This window comes from Kitasatospora sp. NPDC056076, assembly GCF_042266305.1.
Lineage (GTDB): Bacteria > Actinomycetota > Actinomycetes > Streptomycetales > Streptomycetaceae > Kitasatospora.
On sequence record NZ_JBHJWG010000001.1, the window covers coordinates 197,907 to 214,515 of the forward strand.

Annotated in this window: 15 protein-coding genes; 7 read left to right on the top strand and 8 right to left on the bottom strand. The window is 74.8% G+C overall.

Annotation, left to right across the window (positions count from 1 at the left end; genetic code table 11):
* The first annotated feature begins 4 nt into the window (after positions 1 to 4).
* The 3 genes from ACFC1T_RS00980 to htpX all read left to right on the top strand — a co-directional run bounded on the left by ACFC1T_RS00980 (position 5) and on the right by htpX (position 4,147).
* Entirely contained in the window at positions 5 to 1,561 is a 1,557-nt protein-coding gene (locus ACFC1T_RS00980; protein WP_375881894.1) for a NuoM family protein, read from the top strand.
* A gap of 56 nt (positions 1,562 to 1,617) precedes the next feature.
* Entirely contained in the window at positions 1,618 to 3,165 is a 1,548-nt protein-coding gene (locus ACFC1T_RS00985) for an NADH-quinone oxidoreductase subunit N (protein ID WP_375881896.1), read from the top strand.
* 118 nt (positions 3,166 to 3,283) lie between these two features.
* Positions 3,284 to 4,147: a zinc metalloprotease HtpX gene (gene htpX, locus ACFC1T_RS00990; RefSeq protein ID WP_375881899.1), complete on the top strand. Its 864-nt coding sequence runs from the start codon at positions 3,284 to 3,286 to the stop codon at positions 4,145 to 4,147.
* A gap of 51 nt (positions 4,148 to 4,198) precedes the next feature.
* On the opposite strand, the gene ACFC1T_RS00995 is transcribed toward htpX, so the two are convergent.
* Positions 4,199 to 5,653, bottom strand: coding sequence for a PLP-dependent aminotransferase family protein (locus tag ACFC1T_RS00995; RefSeq protein ID WP_375881901.1), 1,455 nt, complete (start codon positions 5,651 to 5,653; stop codon positions 4,199 to 4,201).
* On the opposite strand from ACFC1T_RS00995, the gene ACFC1T_RS01000 reads away from it, so the two are divergent.
* The 3 genes from ACFC1T_RS01000 to ACFC1T_RS01010 all read left to right on the top strand — a co-directional run bounded on the left by ACFC1T_RS01000 (position 5,652) and on the right by ACFC1T_RS01010 (position 8,115).
* Positions 5,652 to 6,569: a DMT family transporter gene (locus ACFC1T_RS01000; RefSeq protein WP_375881903.1), complete on the top strand. Its 918-nt coding sequence runs from the start codon at positions 5,652 to 5,654 to the stop codon at positions 6,567 to 6,569. The genes ACFC1T_RS00995 and ACFC1T_RS01000 overlap by 2 nt on opposite strands.
* 160 nt (positions 6,570 to 6,729) lie before the next feature.
* Entirely contained in the window at positions 6,730 to 7,155 is a 426-nt protein-coding gene (locus tag ACFC1T_RS01005) for a BlaI/MecI/CopY family transcriptional regulator (RefSeq protein ID WP_375881905.1), read from the top strand.
* A 3-nt stretch (positions 7,156 to 7,158) separates the two neighbouring features.
* Positions 7,159 to 8,115, top strand: a complete 957-nt coding sequence (locus ACFC1T_RS01010) for a M48 family metalloprotease (protein WP_375881907.1) — start codon at positions 7,159 to 7,161, stop codon at positions 8,113 to 8,115.
* 25 nt (positions 8,116 to 8,140) lie between these two features.
* Here the strand turns inward: ACFC1T_RS01010 and ACFC1T_RS01015 are convergent, their stop codons facing one another.
* Complete coding sequence (locus ACFC1T_RS01015; RefSeq protein WP_375881910.1) at positions 8,141 to 9,139, bottom strand: NADP-dependent oxidoreductase; 999 nt, start codon at positions 9,137 to 9,139, stop codon at positions 8,141 to 8,143.
* Between the two features lie 134 nt (positions 9,140 to 9,273).
* On the opposite strand from ACFC1T_RS01015, the gene ACFC1T_RS01020 reads away from it, so the two are divergent.
* Entirely contained in the window at positions 9,274 to 10,176 is a 903-nt protein-coding gene (locus tag ACFC1T_RS01020) for a LysR family transcriptional regulator (RefSeq protein ID WP_375881912.1), read from the top strand.
* Positions 10,177 to 10,233: 57 nt separating this feature from the next.
* Here the strand turns inward: ACFC1T_RS01020 and mug are convergent, their stop codons facing one another.
* From mug to ACFC1T_RS01050, 6 genes are all read right to left on the bottom strand, one after another.
* Complete coding sequence (mug, locus tag ACFC1T_RS01025; protein ID WP_375881914.1) at positions 10,234 to 10,776, bottom strand: G/U mismatch-specific DNA glycosylase; 543 nt, start codon at positions 10,774 to 10,776, stop codon at positions 10,234 to 10,236.
* 17 nt (positions 10,777 to 10,793) lie between these two features.
* A complete protein-coding gene (locus ACFC1T_RS01030; protein WP_375881916.1) occupies positions 10,794 to 11,807 on the bottom strand; it encodes a phosphatase PAP2 family protein in 1,014 nt (337 codons plus the stop codon).
* Positions 11,808 to 11,955: 148 nt separating this feature from the next.
* Entirely contained in the window at positions 11,956 to 13,035 is a 1,080-nt protein-coding gene (locus tag ACFC1T_RS01035; protein ID WP_375882347.1) for an aminopeptidase P family protein, read from the bottom strand.
* A 141-nt stretch (positions 13,036 to 13,176) separates the two neighbouring features.
* Entirely contained in the window at positions 13,177 to 14,523 is a 1,347-nt protein-coding gene (locus ACFC1T_RS01040) for a dipeptidase (protein ID WP_375881919.1), read from the bottom strand.
* Between the two features lie 9 nt (positions 14,524 to 14,532).
* Positions 14,533 to 14,970, bottom strand: coding sequence for a hypothetical protein (locus tag ACFC1T_RS01045; RefSeq protein ID WP_375881922.1), 438 nt, complete (start codon positions 14,968 to 14,970; stop codon positions 14,533 to 14,535).
* Positions 14,967 to 16,538: an APC family permease gene (locus ACFC1T_RS01050; RefSeq protein WP_375881925.1), complete on the bottom strand. Its 1,572-nt coding sequence runs from the start codon at positions 16,536 to 16,538 to the stop codon at positions 14,967 to 14,969. Before ACFC1T_RS01050 ends, ACFC1T_RS01045 begins: the two co-directional genes overlap by 4 nt.
* Positions 16,539 to 16,609 lie beyond the last annotated feature (71 nt).

Consider the following 16,609-nt stretch of genomic DNA (forward strand, 5'->3'; position numbering starts at 1 on the left):
CCCGATGAACGCGGTCCTCATCGCCCTCCTGGTGCTGCCACTGCTCGGCGCCGCGCTCACCCTGGCGCCGGTGTTCGGCCCGGACCGGGCCGTCGCCGGCCGCCGGGCGCTGCGGCTGAACTCCGTCCTCACCGGCGCGGTGCTGCTGCTCTCCGTCGTCCTCGCGGCCGGCTTCGACCACGACGCGCCGGCCCGGATGCAGGCCACCACCGACCTGGACTGGATCCCGGCCCTGCACGTGCGCTTCCACCTCGGCGTGGACGGCGTCTCGCTGCCGCTGGTCGTGCTGACCGCGCTGCTCACCTTCCTCTGCGCGCTGTACTCGGAGAAGCGGCTGCCGGAGGGGGACGGCGTCCCCTCGCCGCAGGCCTTCGTCGGGCTGTTCCTGCTCCTGGAGGTCGGCATGCTCGCCACCTTCGCGGTGCTGGACCTGATCCTCTTCTTCCTGTCCTTCGAGATCGTGCTGATCCCGATGTACTTCCTGATCGCCCGCTGGGGCAGCGGCGCGAGGACCCCGGCGGCCAACCGGTTCATCCTCTACACGCTGCTCGGCTCGGCCGTGATGCTGCTCGGCTTCCTGCTGATCGGCAGCAAGGCCGGCACCTTCGACATGCAGGCGCTGGCCGCCGGGCACGGCAACGGCCTGAGCCACACCACCCAGGTGGTCGCCGCGCTGGCGATCATGGTCGGGTTGGCGGTCAAGGCCCCCGCCTGGCCGCTGCACAGCTGGCTCCCCGACGCCCACACCGCCGCCCCGACGGTCGGCTCGGTGCTGCTCGCCGGCGTGCTGCTCAAGATGGGCACCTACGGACTGGTCCGGGTGCTCCTCCCGGTCGTGCCGGACGGCACCGCGACGCTCGCCCCCTACCTGGGCGCCTTCGCCGCCGTCGGCATCGTCTACGGCTCGCTGGCCTGCCTCGCGCTGGCCCGCCCCGGCGCCAAGGGCGACCTCAAGCGCCTGATCGCGTACTCCTCCGTCGGCCACATGGGCTTCGTGCTGCTCGGCATCGCCTCCCTCACCCCGGTCGGCGTCAACGGCGCGCTGTTCGCCAACATCGCCCACGGACTGATCACCGGCCTGCTGTTCTTCCTGGTCGGGGCGGTCAAGGACCGCTACGGCACGGCGGACCTGGACACCCTCGCCGGGGCCACCGGCGCCGCCCTGTACGGCCGGGCACCCCGGATCGGCGCGCTGCTCGCCTTCGCCGCCGTCGCCAGCCTCGGCCTGCCCGGCCTGGCCGGCTTCTGGGGCGAGCTGCTCGCCATGTTCGGCGCCTTCGACCCGGCCGCCGGGCTGTCCCGCCCGGCCTTCGTCACCTACATGGTCCTGGCCGGCCTCGGCACCCTGCTCACCGCCGGCTACCTGCTGATCGTGGTCAAGCGCGTCTGCATGGGCGACCCCGAGCAGCCCGCGCCGGTGCCCGAGGTGCCCGACCTGCGGCCGTACGAGGCCGTCAGCTGGACACCGCTGGCCGCGCTCACCCTGGTGGCCGGACTCTGGCCCGCCCTCCTGCTCGGGCTCTCCGACCCGGCCGTCAAGCACCTCCTCGGGGGTGGCTGACCGTGCTCGCAGCCCACACCGCCGCACTCGGACCTCACTCCACGGGGCAGCACACTGTGACCTCCCTCGCCGTAGCCAACCCGGGCAGCCTGATCCAGTCCGTGGACTGGGTGGCGATCGCGCCCCCGCTGATCGCCGCCGTGGCCGCCCTCGCGGTGCTGGTCACCGACCTCTTCCTGCCCGAACGGCACAAGCGCTGGCTCGGCCGCCTGGCCGCGGCCGGACTCGCCCTCGCCCTGCTCGCCCTCCTCCCCCTCACCGGGGGATCACCCCGGGCCACCTTCTGCCTCCGGAACGTAGCAGGGGCCACTGACACCACCGGGTGCTCCTACGTCGCCGACCACTTCGCGCTGGTCTTCCAGCTGCTGGCGCTCGGCGGCGCGCTGATCGCGGCGCTGCTGTCGATGCACACCGTCGAGGACCAGAAGCTGCCCCGCGGCGAGTACTGGTTCCTGCTGCTCTCCAGCGCCACCGGCGCCGCCCTGCTGCCCGCCTCCCGCGACCTCGCCACCATGGTGATCGCCCTGGAGGTCGCCTCGCTGCCCGCCTTCGCCCTGGTCGCGCTGCGCCGGGACGGGCGGGGCGCGGAGGCCGCGTTCAAGTTCTTCGTCTCCTCCGTCACCGCGACCGCCGTGATGCTGCTCGGCATCGGCTTCGTCTACGCGGCCAGTGGCAGCCTGCACCTCGGGCCCGTCGCCCAGGGGCTGGAGCACGCGCCCGCCCAGCTCAAGGCGCTGGCCGAGGCGGGGGCGGTGCTGACCCTGGTCGGCTTCGCCTTCAAGGTCGCCGCCGTCCCCTTCCACTTCTGGGTGCCCGACACCTACACCGGCGCCCCGCTGCCGGTGGCCGGCTACCTCTCGGTGGTCGGCAAGGCGGCCGGCCTCTCCGGGCTGGCGCTCGCCACCACCGTCGCGTTCCGCCCGTACGCCCACACCTGGGGCCTGGTGCTCGCGGTGCTGGCCGCCGTCACCATGACCGTCGGCAACGTCGGCGCGCTGCGGCAGCGCTTCGACACCCGGTACAGCGCGGTGCGGCTGCTGGCCTGGTCCTCGGTCGGTCAGGCCGGGTACCTGCTGGTGCCGCTCGCGGCGGCCGGCTACGCGCCCACCGGGGCCGATCCGCTGGGCGCGACCGCCGCGTACGCGCTGATCTACGGCGTGGTGAACCTCGGCGCCTTCGGGGTGGTCGCCGCCGTCGGCCGCCGGGCCGGGACGAGCGTGGACGACTTCCGCGGCCTGTTCGCCCGCAACCGCTGGACGGCGCTGGCGCTGGCCTTCTTCCTGCTCTGCCTGGCCGGGCTGCCGCCCGGTGTGATCGGCCTGTTCGGCAAGGTCGTGGTGTTCCGCGCGGCCGTGGACGCCGGGCTGGGGTGGCTGGCCGTGGTGATGGCCGTCAACGTGGTCGTCGCCCTGTACTACTACCTGCTGTGGACGGCCCGGCTGTTCGCCCCGGCCGACGCGTCCGCCGTCGCGGCCGAGGACGGTGCCGAGCGGCGGCTGCCGGTCGGCCTGACCGCCACGCTGGGGCTCACCGCCTCCGCGGCGGTGGTGCTCTCGGTCGCCCCGCAGTTGGTCCTCCAGGTGGCCGGCGGCTCGCTGTTCTGAGCCGCCGACCGGGTGTCGCGTCGGTCACAAGGGAACAAGGTCCCGGGGCCCGCCCGTTGAGCGGGCAAGAGGGACGAGGCAGAAAGGGCTTCCCCACCGCACCACTGGAGGGCCTGACGTGCACAGCCGGCACAACGGACTGAGGACCGCCGTCCTGCTCGGTGGCCTCTCGGCACTGATCCTGGTGATCGGCGGTTTCTTCGGCCGGACCGGCTTCGTGATCGCCCTGCTGGTCGCCCTCGGGACCAACGCCTACGCCTACTGGAACAGCGACAAGCTCGCGCTGCGGGCCATGCGGGCCCGGCCGGTCAGCGAGTTCGAGGCACCCGGGCTGTACCGGATCGTGCGCGAGCTCTCCACCTCGGCCCGGCAGCCGATGCCCCGGCTCTACATCTCCCCGACGCCGGCCCCGAACGCCTTCGCCACCGGCCGCAACCCGCGCAACGCGGCGGTCTGCTGCACCGAGGGCATCCTGCAGATCCTGGACGAGCGCGAACTGCGCGGAGTGCTCGGACACGAGCTCAGCCACGTCTACAACCGGGACATCCTGATCTCCTCGGTCGCCGGGGCGCTGGCCTCGGTGGTGATGTTCCTGGTGAACTTCGCCTGGCTGATCCCGTTCGGCCGCAGCGAGGACGACGACGGCCCAGGGCTGTTCGGGATGCTCGCCATCATGATCCTCGGGCCGATCGCCGCCGGGCTGATCCAGATGGCCGTCAGCCGCTCCCGCGAGTACCAGGCAGACGCCGACGGTGCCCGGATCACCGGCGACCCGCTCGCCCTCGCCAGTGCGCTGCGCAAGCTCGACGCCGGTACCCGCCAGCTGCCGCTCCCGCCGGAGCCCCAGCTGCAGACGGCGAGCCACATGATGATCGCCAGCCCGTTCCGGCCGGGCGAGGCCGGTGCGCGGCTGTTCTCCACCCATCCGCCGATGGCGGAGCGGATCGCGCGGCTGGAGCGGATGGCCGGGTACCGGGCGTAGCGGCCGCCGCGCGGGGCCGGGGCCGGGGTCGGGTCCGGGGTCGGGCCGCGGTCAGCCGGTCGACTCCTGGTAGGCCGTCCGCAGTCGGTGGATGCCCTCGGCGACCTGGGCGGGGCCGTCGGCGGCGGCGTAGCTCAGCCGTAGGTGCGGGGCCGGGGGTTCGGCGGCGTGGTACGGCCGGCCGGGGGTGACCTGGACGCCCCGGCGCCGGGCGGCGGCGACCAGGGCGTCGTCGTCGGTGCCGTCCGGCAGCCGCAGCCACAGGTGGTAGCCCCCGGGCCGGTGGGCGCCGAGCACACCGGGCAGTTCCCGGTGCAGGGCGGCCACGGCGGCGGTGCGGCGGTCGCGCAGTTCGGCTCCGAGGGTGCGCAGGTGACGGGCCCAGCCGGGGTCGGAGACCAGCTCCAGGGTCGCCTCCTGGAGCGGCCGGGGCACGAAGAAGCTGTCCACCACCTGGGTGGCCCGCAGCCGGGCGAGCGCCGGGCCGCGCGCGGTGAGGGCGCCGACCCGCAGGTTGGGGGAGGCGGCCTTGGTGAGGGAGCGCAGGTGCACCACCACCCCGTCCCGGTCGTCGGCGGCCAGCGGGCGCGGCAGCGCCGGGGCGTCCGCGTGGACCAGCAGCCGGGCGAAGTCGTCCTCGACCACGAACGCCCCGGCGGCCCGGGCGATCCGCAGCACCTCCGCCCGGCGCGCGGGCGAGAGCACCGCGCCGGTGGGGTTCTGGAACAGCGGCTGGCAGACGAACACCCGGGCCCGGGTGGCCTCGAAGGCGTCGGCCAGCAGATCGGTGCGGACGCCGTCGGCGTCGACCGGGACGGGCACCGGCCGCAGCCCGGCCGCGCGCACCACCGCGAGGATGCCCGAGTAGGTCGGCGACTCGACCAGCACCGGCGAGCCGGGCGCGGCCAGCGAGCGCATCGCCACGGTCAGGCCGCCCTGCCCGCCGGAGGTGATCAGGACGTCCCCGGCGCTGATCGGTCCGGCGTGGCCGCCGATGTCGCGGGCGAACCAGCCGCGCAGTTCGGTGAGGCCGTCGGTGGGCGGGCGGTCCCAGGCGCCCGGGCGGCGGCCGGCCCGGGCGAGGGCGGCGGCGAGCAGCCGCTCGGGCAGCAGCGAGGAGTGGGGGTAGCCGCCGTTGAGGTCGATGACGCCGGGCGGCGGCACCTGGAGGGTGGCGAACACCGGTGCGGCCAGCAGGTCGCGCGGGCCGGAGTCGGCGCTGAGCGCGACCTCCTGCCAGGACAGGTCGCCGGGCCGGGCGGCCGGGGCCGCCGGGGAGTCGGGGGCCGCGGCGAAGGCCGCGGCCCGGAATACCCCGGCACCCGGCCGGGAGACCACGAGCCCCTCGGCGACCAGCACCGCGATGGCGCGGGAGACCGTCACCGGGCTGACCTGGTGGCGCTCCATCAGGGCCCGGCTGGACGGCAGCTTTCGCCCTTCCGGGTAGCGCTCGACCTCCCGCCGGAGGCTTTCGGCGAGTTCGGCCACGCTGCTACGCTCATTCATGACGGCACAAGATAGCGCTACCCGGCCCGCGGCGATAGCACCCGGGGCGGGCGCCCCCGGCACCGCCTCCGGCACGGCCCTCGCCGCCCTCGGGGTGGCCTCCTTCTCGCTCACCTTCCCGGCCACCGTGTGGTCCCTCGACGGCTTCGGCCCGTGGACCTCGACCGGACTGCGCGGCGCCCTGGCCGGGCTGCTCGCCGGGCTCTACCTGCTGGCCTCCGGCGCCCCGCTGCCGACGGCCCGGCAGTGGCCCGGCCTGCTGGTGGTCTCGGCCGGCTGCGTCATCGGCTTCCCGCTGCTCACCACGCTCGCCCTGCGGACCTCCTCGACCGCCCACTCGGCGGTGGTCATCGGCCTGCTGCCGCTGGCCACGGCGGTGGCCTCGGCGCTGCGCACCGGCCGCCGGCCGTCCCGGGCGTTCTGGGCGGCGGCGCTGGCCGGGGCGGCGGCCGTGCTCGGCTTCACCCTGCTGCAGAGCCACGGCCGGCCGACCGTCGCCGACCTCTACCTGTTCGCCGGGGTGCTGGTCTGCGCGGCCGGGTACGCGGAGGGCGGGCGGCTCTCCCGGGACCTCCCGGGCGCCCGGGTGATCGCCTGGGCGGTGGTGGCCGCGGCGCCGGTGATGCTGCTGACCGCCGCCTACGGGCTGTCCGCCGAGCCCGTCCGGCTCGGCGCGAAGGCGCTGGTCGGACTGGCGTACATCGCGGCGGTCTCCCAGCTCGGCGGGTTCGTGTGCTGGTACCGGGGGATGGCGGCGATCGGGGTGCCGCGGGCCAGCCAGCTGCAGCTCGCCCAGCCGCTGCTGACGCTGGTCTGGTCGGTGCTGCTGCTCGGGGAGGAGCTGCCGGTGGCCGCGCCGGTGACGGCCGTGGTGGTGCTGGGCTGCATCGCGGTCACCCAGCGGGCCCGGGCGTAGGGCCTGTCCCCGGGGCCCCTGCCGGCTCCTCGCCCCGGGCCGTTCGGTGGTGCGGGCCCGAACCCTCGCGTTGGGCCGTCCGGAGGAGGCGTCGGCTCGTTAGGATGGCCCCGCGCCCCGCGTCGGTCCGGGGAGCGGCATCCGGAGGGAGTGGGCCGTCATGGCAGACGAGAGGCACGCCCCGGCGTCCGGGGACGCGCCGACCCGACGGCGTGGTCAGGGCGAGCTGGAGGCGCAGGTGCTGGCGGTGCTCCAGCGGGCCCCCGGCCCGGCCACCGCGGGGTGGGTCCAGGAACGCATCGACGGCGACCTGGCGTACACCACGGTGATGACCATCCTGTCCCGGCTGCACGCCAAGAACGCCGTCTCCCGGAGCCGCTCCGGCCGCTCCTACCTGTGGCAGGCCTCCGCCGACGCCGCCGGGCTGGCCGCGCTGCGGATGCGCCGGATGCTCGACGGCGAGGCGGACCGGGACGCCGTCCTCGCCAGCTTCGTCACCGCGCTGCTGCCGCACGACGAGGAACTGCTGCGGGCGCTGTTGGACGCCGCGTCCGCGGAGCCCGCAGCGGCCGACCGTGAGAGCTGACCCGTGGGCTTCTTCGTCTTCCTCCCGCTGATCCTGCCGCTGACCGCGGTGCCGATCGCCCGGCTGACCGAGCAGCACCTGCACCCGCGCGGTGCCGCCCGGCTGATGACCGTGATCAGTGCCGTGATGGCGGTGTGCAGCGTGCTCTGCCTCGGGTTGATCGGCGTGGTGGGCACCGCGCAGATCCCCGGCAACCCGCTGCCGGACAGCTGGTCCGACCCGGAGGTGCGGCACGCGCTGCCGTACCACGAGACGGTCGGCACCGCCGCGATGTGGCTGCTGGTGCTGGTCGGCTTCGCCTGTTCCCGGACGGTCGTGCGGCACCTGCGGGTCCGCTCCCGGGCCCGGCGGGCGCTGGCCGGACTGCCGGAGGCGCCGGCCGAGGCCGGTGACCTCGCGGTGCTGCCGGACCGCAGCCCGTACGCCTACGCGCTGCCCGGCTCGCCCGGGCGGGTGGTGGTCTCCACCGGGATGCTGGCCGGGCTGGCCGAGGACGAGCGGGAGGCACTGCTCGCGCACGAGCGGGCGCACCTGCGCCACCGCCACCACCGCTACCTGCTGACCACCCAGCTCGCCGCCTGCGTCAACCCCTTCCTGCGGCCGTTGCAGGCGGCGGTGGCGTTCAGCGCCGAGCGCTGGGCGGACGAGGAGTCGGCCCAGGCGGTGGGCGACCGGCGGATCACGGCCCGGGCGGTGGCCCGGGCGGCCCTGGTCTCGCACGCCGCCCCGGTGCCCGGCTTCGCGGCCTTCGCCGCCCCGGCCCCGGCGCCCGGCCCGGTGCCGCGCCGGGTGGCCGCGCTGCTCGGCCCGGTGCCGACGGCCCGCAACTGGCCGCCGGCCAAGACCCCGGCGGGCCTGGCGGCGATGGTGGCCGCGGTCGGCACGGCGGCCTCGGCGCTGTGCGCGCTCAACGCGGCGGTGGCGCTGCTGGTGGTGCTGAAGGCCGTCACCCCGCTCTAGCCGCCGCCCTGCCTGGGCCCCGGGGTCAGATCCGGACGATCATCTTGCCGGTGTTGGCGCCGCGCAGCACGCCCAGGAAGGCGTCCACCACGTGGTCGAAGCCGTCCACGACGGTCTCGTCCGGGACGAGGGCGCCGGAGCGCAGGTGCGGGACGGCGAAGTCGTACAGCTCGGGGCGGGCGTCCAGGTGGTCGCGGACCAGGAAGCCCTCCAGACGCAGGCTCCTGCCGACCACGTCGTAGAGGTTGCGCGGCGCGGGCGGCGGGTCCAGCGGGTTGTTGTACTGGGCGACGGCGCCGCACCAGGCGATCCGGCCGTGGTCGCGCATCGCGCTGATCGCGCCCTCCAGGTGCGTGCCGCCGACGTTGTCCAGGTAGACGTGCAGTCCGTCCGGGGCGGCCTCGCGCAGCCGGTCGGCGATCGGGCCGTCGTGGTGGTCGAAGGCGGCGTCGAAGCCGAGCTGCTCGGTGAGGTGGGCGACCTTGGCGGCCGAACCGGCGCTGCCGATGATCCGGCCGGCGCCGAGCAGTCGGGCGATCCGGCCGGCGGCGGTGCCGACGCCGCCGGCCGCGGCCGAGACGAACAGGGTCTCGCCGGGCTGGAGCCGGGCGATCCTGGTCAGGCCGACCCAGGCGGACAGTCCGGTGCCGCCGAGGATCGAGAGGTGGGCAGTGAGCGGGACACCCGCGAAGTGGGGCAGCAGGCCGGCCCGGTCGCCGGTCACCACCGAGTGGGTGCGCCAGGCCTGCCGGTGGGAGACCAGGGCGCCGACCGGCAGCGCGTCGGCCCGGGACTCCACCACCCGGCCGAGGGTGCGGCCCTCCAGCGGGGCGTGCAGCTGCCAGCCGCCCTCGTCCATCTCCTCGCGCATGTACGGGTCGACGGACTGGTAGAGGTTCTCGACCAGGGCCTCGCCGGCGGCGAGCGCCGGGACGGTCACCTCGACGAAGGCGAAGTTCTCGGCGCTCGGCGCGCCCGAGGGGCGGGAGACCAGGTGGACGGCGCGGGCGGTGGGACGGGACATCGGCGGTGCTCCGTACGGGGGAGGTCGGCGGGGACGTTGATCACCGTAGGAAGCGGGGGCGCGGCCGGGCAGGGGCCGGCGGCGATGGACCGGCGCCTTCCATGAGCGGATTCGATGGGAGGTAGGTTCGCCGCATGACCGAACTCGCCCCGCACGAGCTGCGCGTCCTGGTCGCCGTCGACGAGGAGCGGAGCTTCACGGCGGCCGCCGCGCGCCTGGAGACCACCCAGTCCGCCGTCTCGCACGCCGTGCGCGCCTGCGAGCGGAAGCTCGGCGCGGTGCTCTTCGACCGCGGGCGCCACGGCGCGCGCCCCACCGAGGCCGGCGCGCGGGCGGTCGGCTACGCCCGCCGGATCCTGCGGCTGCTGGCGGTGATGGGCCCCGAGGTGCGGGGCGCGGGTGCCGGCCCGGCGGGGCCGCTGACCGGCACGCTGCGGATCGCGGCCTTCCGCAGTGCCGCCGCCAACCTGCTGCCGCCCGTCCTGGCCCGGCTCGCCGCCGAGCACCCGGGGCTCACCCCGCGGGTGCGGATCGTCCGGGAGCTCGGCCGGGGCACCGCCGGGGAGGTCGCGGACGGGCGCGCCGACCTCGGGCTGGCCACCCTGGACGCGGGTGGTCCGCCGTCCGTGCCCGGGCTGGTCGCGGTGCGACTGTACCGGGAGTCGTACGCCCTCGCCCACCCGCAGGGCCACCCGGAGCCCCGCCGGCTGCCGCTGGTGGACTGGGCGGAGAACTGCGGCTCGTACACCAGGGACTGGTGGCGGCGGCAGGACTGGCTGCCGCCCGCGACCGTCGACGCGGAGGACGACACGGTGGCGCTCTCGCTGGTCGCCCAGGGCCTCGGCATGGCGGTGATGCCCCGGACGGCCCTGCTCGGCGCGCCGCCCGGGCTGGCCGTCACCGACCTCGGCCCGCGGCCGCCCAGCCGCTTCGTCGGGTACGTCACCACCCCCGAGCTGGCCGGGACGGCGGCCGTTCGGGCGCTGATCCGTGAACTGCGCGAGTTGCCGCTGCCCGCCGGGCTGACGGCGGCCTGACCGGTCGCCCCGGCCGGTCGGCCCAGGCGGCTCGGGCGGTCGGCCCGGTCGGCTCGATCAGTCGTCGAGGCTCTCCCGGAGGGCGCGGAACTCGGCCGCCAGCGCGTCCAGGGTGTAGTGGGCGTTGAGGCCGCTGGGGTTGGGCAGCACCCACACCTCGGTGTCGCCGATGCCCTCCGGCTGGCGTCCGATCGCGGCCCGGCGCTGCCCGAAGGCCGTCCGGTAGGCGCCGATGCCGAGCACCGCGAGGACGCGCGGCCGCAGCCGCAGCACCCGCTCGCGCAGCGCCGCGCCGCCCGCGCGCAGTTCCTCGGCGGTGAGCTCGTCCGCCTTGGCGGTGGTGCGCGGGGCGACGTTGGTGATGCCGAGGCCGAGGGCGGGCAGTTCGTCCTGCTCGTCCGGGCGGTACTGGCGCCCGGTGAAGCCGGAGCGGTGCAGGGCGGGCCAGAAGCGGTTGCCCGGCCGGGCGAAGTGGTGCCCGGTGGCCCCGGACCACAGGCCCGGGTTGATGCCGCAGAACAGCACCCGCAGCCCGGGCCCGGTGACGTCCGGGATGGTGGTGTCCTGGGCGGCCCGCAGCTGCTCGGGGGTCGGCTTCATCGGTGTCGGGGTTCCCCTCACGGATTGGGAGTGCACCCGGCCGATTCTGCCCTGGCCGCCGTCCGCGCGGTGCGGCGGTCGCGCAGCCACCGCAGGCCGAACACCACCACGGCGGCGTACGTCCAGCCGGCCAGGATGTCGATGATGAAGTGCTCGGCGCCGTAGACCAGGGTGAACGCCATGGCGAGCGGATAGGCGACCAGCAGGGCGCGCAGCCAGGGCCGGGCGGTGGGCCAGAACAGGAACAGCAGCATCGCCGGGTAGGCGGAGTGCAGCGAGGGCATCGCGGCGACGTCGTTGGCGAACTGGCTGCCGTTCTCCAGCAGCGAGTCGGCCTGCGGCAGGCCCGTGTTCGAGATGGTCTCCCAGACCACCCGGTGCAGTTCGGGCATGTTGCCCTGCTGGCCGACCAGCCACGGCGGGTCGGCGGGGTAGAGCAGGTAGGTGGCGAAGCCGGCGAAGGTCAGCGTGAAGTAGCAGGCGAGGAGCTGACGGAAGCGCTGGTGGGAGCGCCGCCACAGGACGGCGAGCAGGACGAACACGACGAGGAAGTGCGAGAGGTAGACGGTCGTCGCCGCGTAGTCGTACCAGTGCGGCGAGCCGGGGGTGTAGAGCGCGTGCTGGAGCCGTACGGTCCAGGTCTCCCCGAAGCCGAGCACCTCGTCGAAGCGCAGCTGGGGCAGCCAGTGCGGGGCCCAGGGGGTGTGGGCGCCGTAGCCGCGCAGCAGCGAGTAGGCCCAGACCACGGCCATCACCGGGACCCAGTCGCGCAGCACCAGCAGGAAGCCGCGGGGGCCGTGTCCGCTGTGGACGGCGGCGGTGAGCAGGGCGCCGATCAGCCAGAGGAAGACCACGTCGTTGGCGAAGGCCATGCCCTGGGTGGCCAGGAACCAGACGAAGGCGGTGAGGTAGGCCGGCCAGGCCAGCAGTCGCAGTCTGGCCAGGCCTCCCCGGCGGTTGCGTTCGGTCACGGGACGCAGACGTCCGGCCCGCACCGGGGTCGGCGGGGCCGGGCTCAGCAGCTTCGTCATGTTCAGCGAAACTAGCAACGCAAGCTTGGAGGACTCTGGGCGAACGATGACCGGCTCGTAAGAAAATCGCACGGTTGGGTCAAATCTTGGCGGACGAAGGTCCCGTGACGGGGACGAACGGTCCGGCGGAGCGGCCTCGCCGCCCCGGTCAGGCGACGGCACCGAGCTCATGCGGGGTGTTGTTGAAGCGTCGTCCGCCGTTGGCCGTCACCGTGACGATGTCCTCGATCCGCACCCCGAACCGGCCGGGCAGGTAGACGCCGGGCTCGATCGAGAAGCACATGCCGGGCACCAGCGGCCGCTCCTCGCCCTCGACCAGGTACGGCGGTTCGTGGGTGGTGATCCCGATGCCGTGGCCGGTGCGGTGGATGAAGTGTTCGCCGTACCCGCCGTCGGTGATCACCCGTCGGGCGATCCGGTCGATCTCCTGGCAGCTCACTCCGGGCCGGACCGCCTCGAAGGCGGTCTGCTGGGCGAGCCGGACCAGGTCGTGCACCTGCCGCACCTCGTCCGGGACGTCCGGACCGACGTGCACGGTGCGGGTGGTGTCGGAGCCGTAGCCGTCCTTGAGGCCGCCGAAGTCCAGCACCACGGTGTCCCCGGTGCGGATGATCCGGTCCCCGGCCTCGTGGTGCGGGTTGGCGCCGTTGGGGCCGGAGCCGACCACCGTGAAGTCGACCTGGCTGTGGCCGTACTGGATCAGCAGCGCGCCGAGGTCGGCGGCGACGTCGGTCTCCCGGCGGCCGGCGAAGCCGACCTCCAGGATGCCCCGGTAGGCGGCGTCCGCCGCGCCGCCGGCCGCGGCCAGGCGCTCCAGCTCCTCGGTGTCCTTGACCGCGCGCAGCATCGGCAGCGCCTCGGTGAGCGAGGTGAAACCGCTGCCGGGCAGGGCGGACTGGAGGCCGAGCAGGTGCATCGCCCAGGCGTTGTCGGAGATCCCGTAGCGCCCGGCCGGTTCGAACAGCGGGCGGGCGGTGGCGTACGGGTCCTCGCCGTCGGACCAGTCGAGCAGCTCGACGGCCGGGGCGCCGAGCGCCTTCTCGGCGTCCGGGCGCTCCAGCCTGGGGACGATCAGCGCGGGGCGGCGGCCGGGGGCGAGGACGAGGGCGGTGAGCCGCTCGGTGACGGCGGTGGGCCGGTAGCCGCACAGGTAGCTCAGGTCGGGGCCGGGGGCGACCACCAGGCCGGCCAGCCCGGCGGCCGTCGCCTCGGCGGTGGCCCGGGCCATCCGGGCGGCGTGGTCCTCGGTGGTGAACGGACGGGGCACGGTTGCTCCTCCTCGGGGTCCTTCGGCGTCGGGTCGTCCGTTGGCGGGTCGTTCGACGTCGGCTCCTTCGATGGTGGCCGACTTCCCGCAACTGCGCCATGGTCAGCGGCTGTTGGCGAAGTGCCGGAGGAACAGCGCCTCGACGTGGGCCATCCGCCGGATCTCCTCCGGGTCGACGCTCTCGTTCGGCGCGTGGATCAGGCAGCGCGGCTCCTCGACGCCCATCAGCACGAGCTCCGCCGCCGGGAAGGTGGTGGCCAGGACGTTGCAGAGCGGGATCGAGCCGCCCTGGCCGAGGAAGGACAGCGGCTTGCCGTAGACCTCCTGCGCGGCCTTGTCGAGCGCGGCGTACGCGGGCCCGCCGGTGTCGGCCCGGAACGGCGCGCCGGCGCTCTCCCGTTCCGCCGTGACCCGGACGCCCCAGGGTGCGGCCGCCTCCAGGTGGGCGACCAGCGCGTCCTGGGCGGCGTGGGCGTCGGTGCCGGGCGGCACCCGCAGGCTCACCCGGGCCCGGGCGGTGGCCGGGACGGCGGCCGCGGAGCCGACCACGGGCGGGCAGTCGATGCCGAGGACGGTGACGGCGGGGCGGGCCCAGAGCCGGTCGGCGACGGTGCCGGAGCCGGTCAGCCGGACGCCGTCCAGCACCCCGGCGTCGGTCCGGAAGGCGCCCTCGTCGTAGCCGACGCCGCTCCAGCTGCCGGTGCAGTCCAGGCCCTCGATCCGGGTGCCGCCGTCGGCGTCGCGCAGCGAGTCCAGCATCCGGACCAGCGCGGCCAGGGCGTCCGGGGCGGGGCCGCCGAACATGCCGGAGTGGACGTCGCCGGTGAGCGCCTCGACGCCGACCACCACGGTCACCACCCCGCGCAGCGAGGTGGTGGCGGTGGGCACGCCGACGGCGGCGTTGCCGGTGTCGCAGATCAGCAGGGCGTCCGCGTGCAACTCCCCGGCGTGCGGGGGCACGTACTGCTCCAGGCCGCCGGTGCCCTGCTCCTCGGAGCCCTCGACCACCAGCTTGAGGCCGACCGGGACGTCCTCGCCGAGCGCCCGCAGCGCGGTGAGGTGCATGACGATGTTGCCCTTGCAGTCGGCGGCGCCGCGCCCGTACCAGCGGCCGTCGCGCTCGGTGAGCCGGAACGGCGAGGAGGTCCAGGCGGCTTCGTCCAGCGGGGGCTGGACGTCGTAGTGGCTGTACAGCAGCACGGTCGGGGCGCCGGGCGGGGGCGGGCGGTGGCCGACCACGGCGTGGCTGCCGTCCGGGGTCTCCTCCAGGTGGACGTCGCGCAGGCCGGCCCCGGTGAAGGCGTCGGCGACCCACTCGGCGGCCTCCCGGCACTTCTCCGGCGGGTACTGCCGGGGGTCGGCGACGGACGGGATGGCCACCAGCTCGGCCAGGTCGGCCCACGCGCGGGGCATCAACCCGTCGATCCGCCGGGCGAGTTCGTCGGTCATCTGGGGCTCCTACTTGCGCACGGTGTCGCGCAGGTCGAGGTCGTCGATCTTGTCCTGGATGGCGGCGAGCCGGTCCGGGCAGTAGACCGAGAGCACGATCGCCTCGGCCTTGACCACCTCGCGGTCGGAGAGCACCGGGCGCTGGCCCGGCCCGCCCGCGCCGTTGGACATCCCGTACGTCCACTGCGCCTGGTTGAGCGCGTTCGCCGGGTCGGCGCAGACCGCGCCGCCGTCCTCGCCGAGGGTGTGGGTGATCTGGTCCCGGGTGGGCACCGGGTAGCCGGCCGAGCCCAGCCGCGTGGCGAGCTCCCCGGCCTTCTCGTTCGCCAGATTCGTGGCGTGCAGCTGGGTGAACGACAGCAGGCCGGTGACCAGCATCGCGACCAGCAGCACGATCGAGCCGAGGTAGATCCAGCGGTGGCGGGAGGCCATCAGGCCGGTGGTCATGACGTCGTACCCCCTTCGGTCCGGCGCAGCTCCTGCGCCTCCTGGGCGGCCAGCTCGGCCGCCGCCTCGGGCGAGCGCCAACTCGGCCTGCGCAGCCGCAGGAAGAGGAGGGGGATGACCAGCCCGAGGAGCAGCAGGCCGCCGCCGACGATCCCGATGTACGACCAGACGCTGCCGCTGCCGAACTGCGAGGACGGCACGAAGCCGATGCCCATCGCGGCGGCCGACGCGAGCAGGCCGATCACGCAGATCGGCACCAGGGCCGGGGCCCGGTAGCCGCGCGGGTGGTCCGGCTGGGTGCGGCGCAGCCGGATCGCGGCGCTGAACATCAGCAGGTAGACGATCAGGTACACCTGGGTGGTGATCACCGAGAAGATCCAGTAGGCGCTGGAGACGTTCGGGATCAGTGCGTAGAGCAGGGCGATGGCGGTGGTGACCACGCCCTGGGAGACCAGCAGGTTCTGCTGGACGCCCTCGCGGTTGAGCTTCTGCAGGAACGGCGGCAGGTAGCCCTCCTGACGGGAGATCAGCAGCAGGCCCTTGGAGGGCCCGGCCAGCCAGGTCAGCATGCCGCCGAGCGAGGCGGCGATCAGGGCCACCGCGATGACCGGGGTGAGCCAGCCGATGTCGAAGTACTGGAAGAAGGCGTCGAAGGCCTGCATCACCCCGGCGGTGAGGCTCAGTTCGCTGGACGGCACCACCCAACTGATCGCCAGCGCCGGCAGGATGAAGATCGCCAGCACCATCGCGGAGGCGGTGAACATCGACCGCGGGAACTCCCTGGCCGGGTCGCGCAGCGAGGAGACGTGCACCGCGTTCATCTCCATGCCGGAGTAGCTGAGGAAGTTGTTGACGATCAGCACCAGGCTGGCCAGCCCGGTCCACTGCGGGAACAGGTGCGAGGTGTCCATCGGGGCGGCGGAGGAGTTGCCCTCGCCGAGGAAGACGAAGCCGAGCACCACCAGCAGGGTGCCGGGGATCAGGGTGCCGATCACCAGGCCCATCGAGGAGAGTCCGGCGACCGCCTTCGTCCCGCGCGAGGAGACCCAGACGCCGGTCCAGTACAGCACCATGATCACGACCGCGGTGTACGGGCCGTTGCTGGCCAGCCGGGGGTTCACCACGTAGGCGATGGTCGAGGCCACGTAGGCCAGCAGCGACGGGTAGTAGAAGATCGTCATCGCGAACTGGCACCAGACGGCCAGGAAGCCCAGCGGCTTCGACAGGCCCTCCGAGACCCAGCGGTAGACGCCGCCCTCCCAGCCGGAGGCCAGCTCGGCGGAGACCAGCGCGGTCGGCAGCAGGAACACCACCGCGGGGACGAGGTAGAGGAAGACGCAGGCCAGCCCGTACACCGCCATGGTCGGGGCGGAGCGCAGGCTGGCGACCGAGCTGGTGGTCATCAGGGCGAGGGTGATCCAGGACATCCGCGGCGCGGCGGCCAGTCGGCCGGCCACCGAGCCGCCGCGCTCCCGGGTGGCGGGGCCGGCCTCACCCCCGGGGCCGGTCGTACCCCCGGGGCCGGCCTCGCCGCCGGGGCCGGGCGGGGGTGCGTCCGTGGCACTCATCGGTCCTCCTCCGGTACGGCCCCGGTCGGCTGCGCGGGGGAGCGGGGCGCCGGGGAGGGAGCCCCGGCGGC

Bases quoted from the DNA above. Each gene is read 5' to 3' on its own strand.
- ACFC1T_RS01000 (WP_375881903.1), top strand. From the start codon at position 5,652: ATGACGGCACAAGATAGCGCTACCCGGCCCGCGGCGATAGCACCCGGG.
- ACFC1T_RS00980 (WP_375881894.1), top strand. From the start codon at position 5: ATGAACGCGGTCCTCATCGCCCTCCTGGTGCTGCCACTGCTCGGCGCC.
- ACFC1T_RS01050 (WP_375881925.1), bottom strand. From the start codon at position 16,538: ATGAGTGCCACGGACGCACCCCCGCCCGGCCCCGGCGGCGAGGCCGGC.
- ACFC1T_RS01035 (WP_375882347.1), bottom strand. From the start codon at position 13,035: ATGGCCCGGGCCACCGCCGAGGCGACGGCCGCCGGGCTGGCCGGCCTG.
- mug (WP_375881914.1), bottom strand. From the start codon at position 10,776: ATGAAGCCGACCCCCGAGCAGCTGCGGGCCGCCCAGGACACCACCATC.
- ACFC1T_RS01030 (WP_375881916.1), bottom strand. From the start codon at position 11,807: ATGACGAAGCTGCTGAGCCCGGCCCCGCCGACCCCGGTGCGGGCCGGA.
- ACFC1T_RS01015 (WP_375881910.1), bottom strand. From the start codon at position 9,139: ATGTCCCGTCCCACCGCCCGCGCCGTCCACCTGGTCTCCCGCCCCTCG.
- ACFC1T_RS00995 (WP_375881901.1), bottom strand. From the start codon at position 5,653: ATGAATGAGCGTAGCAGCGTGGCCGAACTCGCCGAAAGCCTCCGGCGG.
- ACFC1T_RS01020 (WP_375881912.1), top strand. From the start codon at position 9,274: ATGACCGAACTCGCCCCGCACGAGCTGCGCGTCCTGGTCGCCGTCGAC.
- ACFC1T_RS01005 (WP_375881905.1), top strand. From the start codon at position 6,730: ATGGCAGACGAGAGGCACGCCCCGGCGTCCGGGGACGCGCCGACCCGA.
- ACFC1T_RS01040 (WP_375881919.1), bottom strand. From the start codon at position 14,523: ATGACCGACGAACTCGCCCGGCGGATCGACGGGTTGATGCCCCGCGCG.
- ACFC1T_RS01045 (WP_375881922.1), bottom strand. From the start codon at position 14,970: ATGACCACCGGCCTGATGGCCTCCCGCCACCGCTGGATCTACCTCGGC.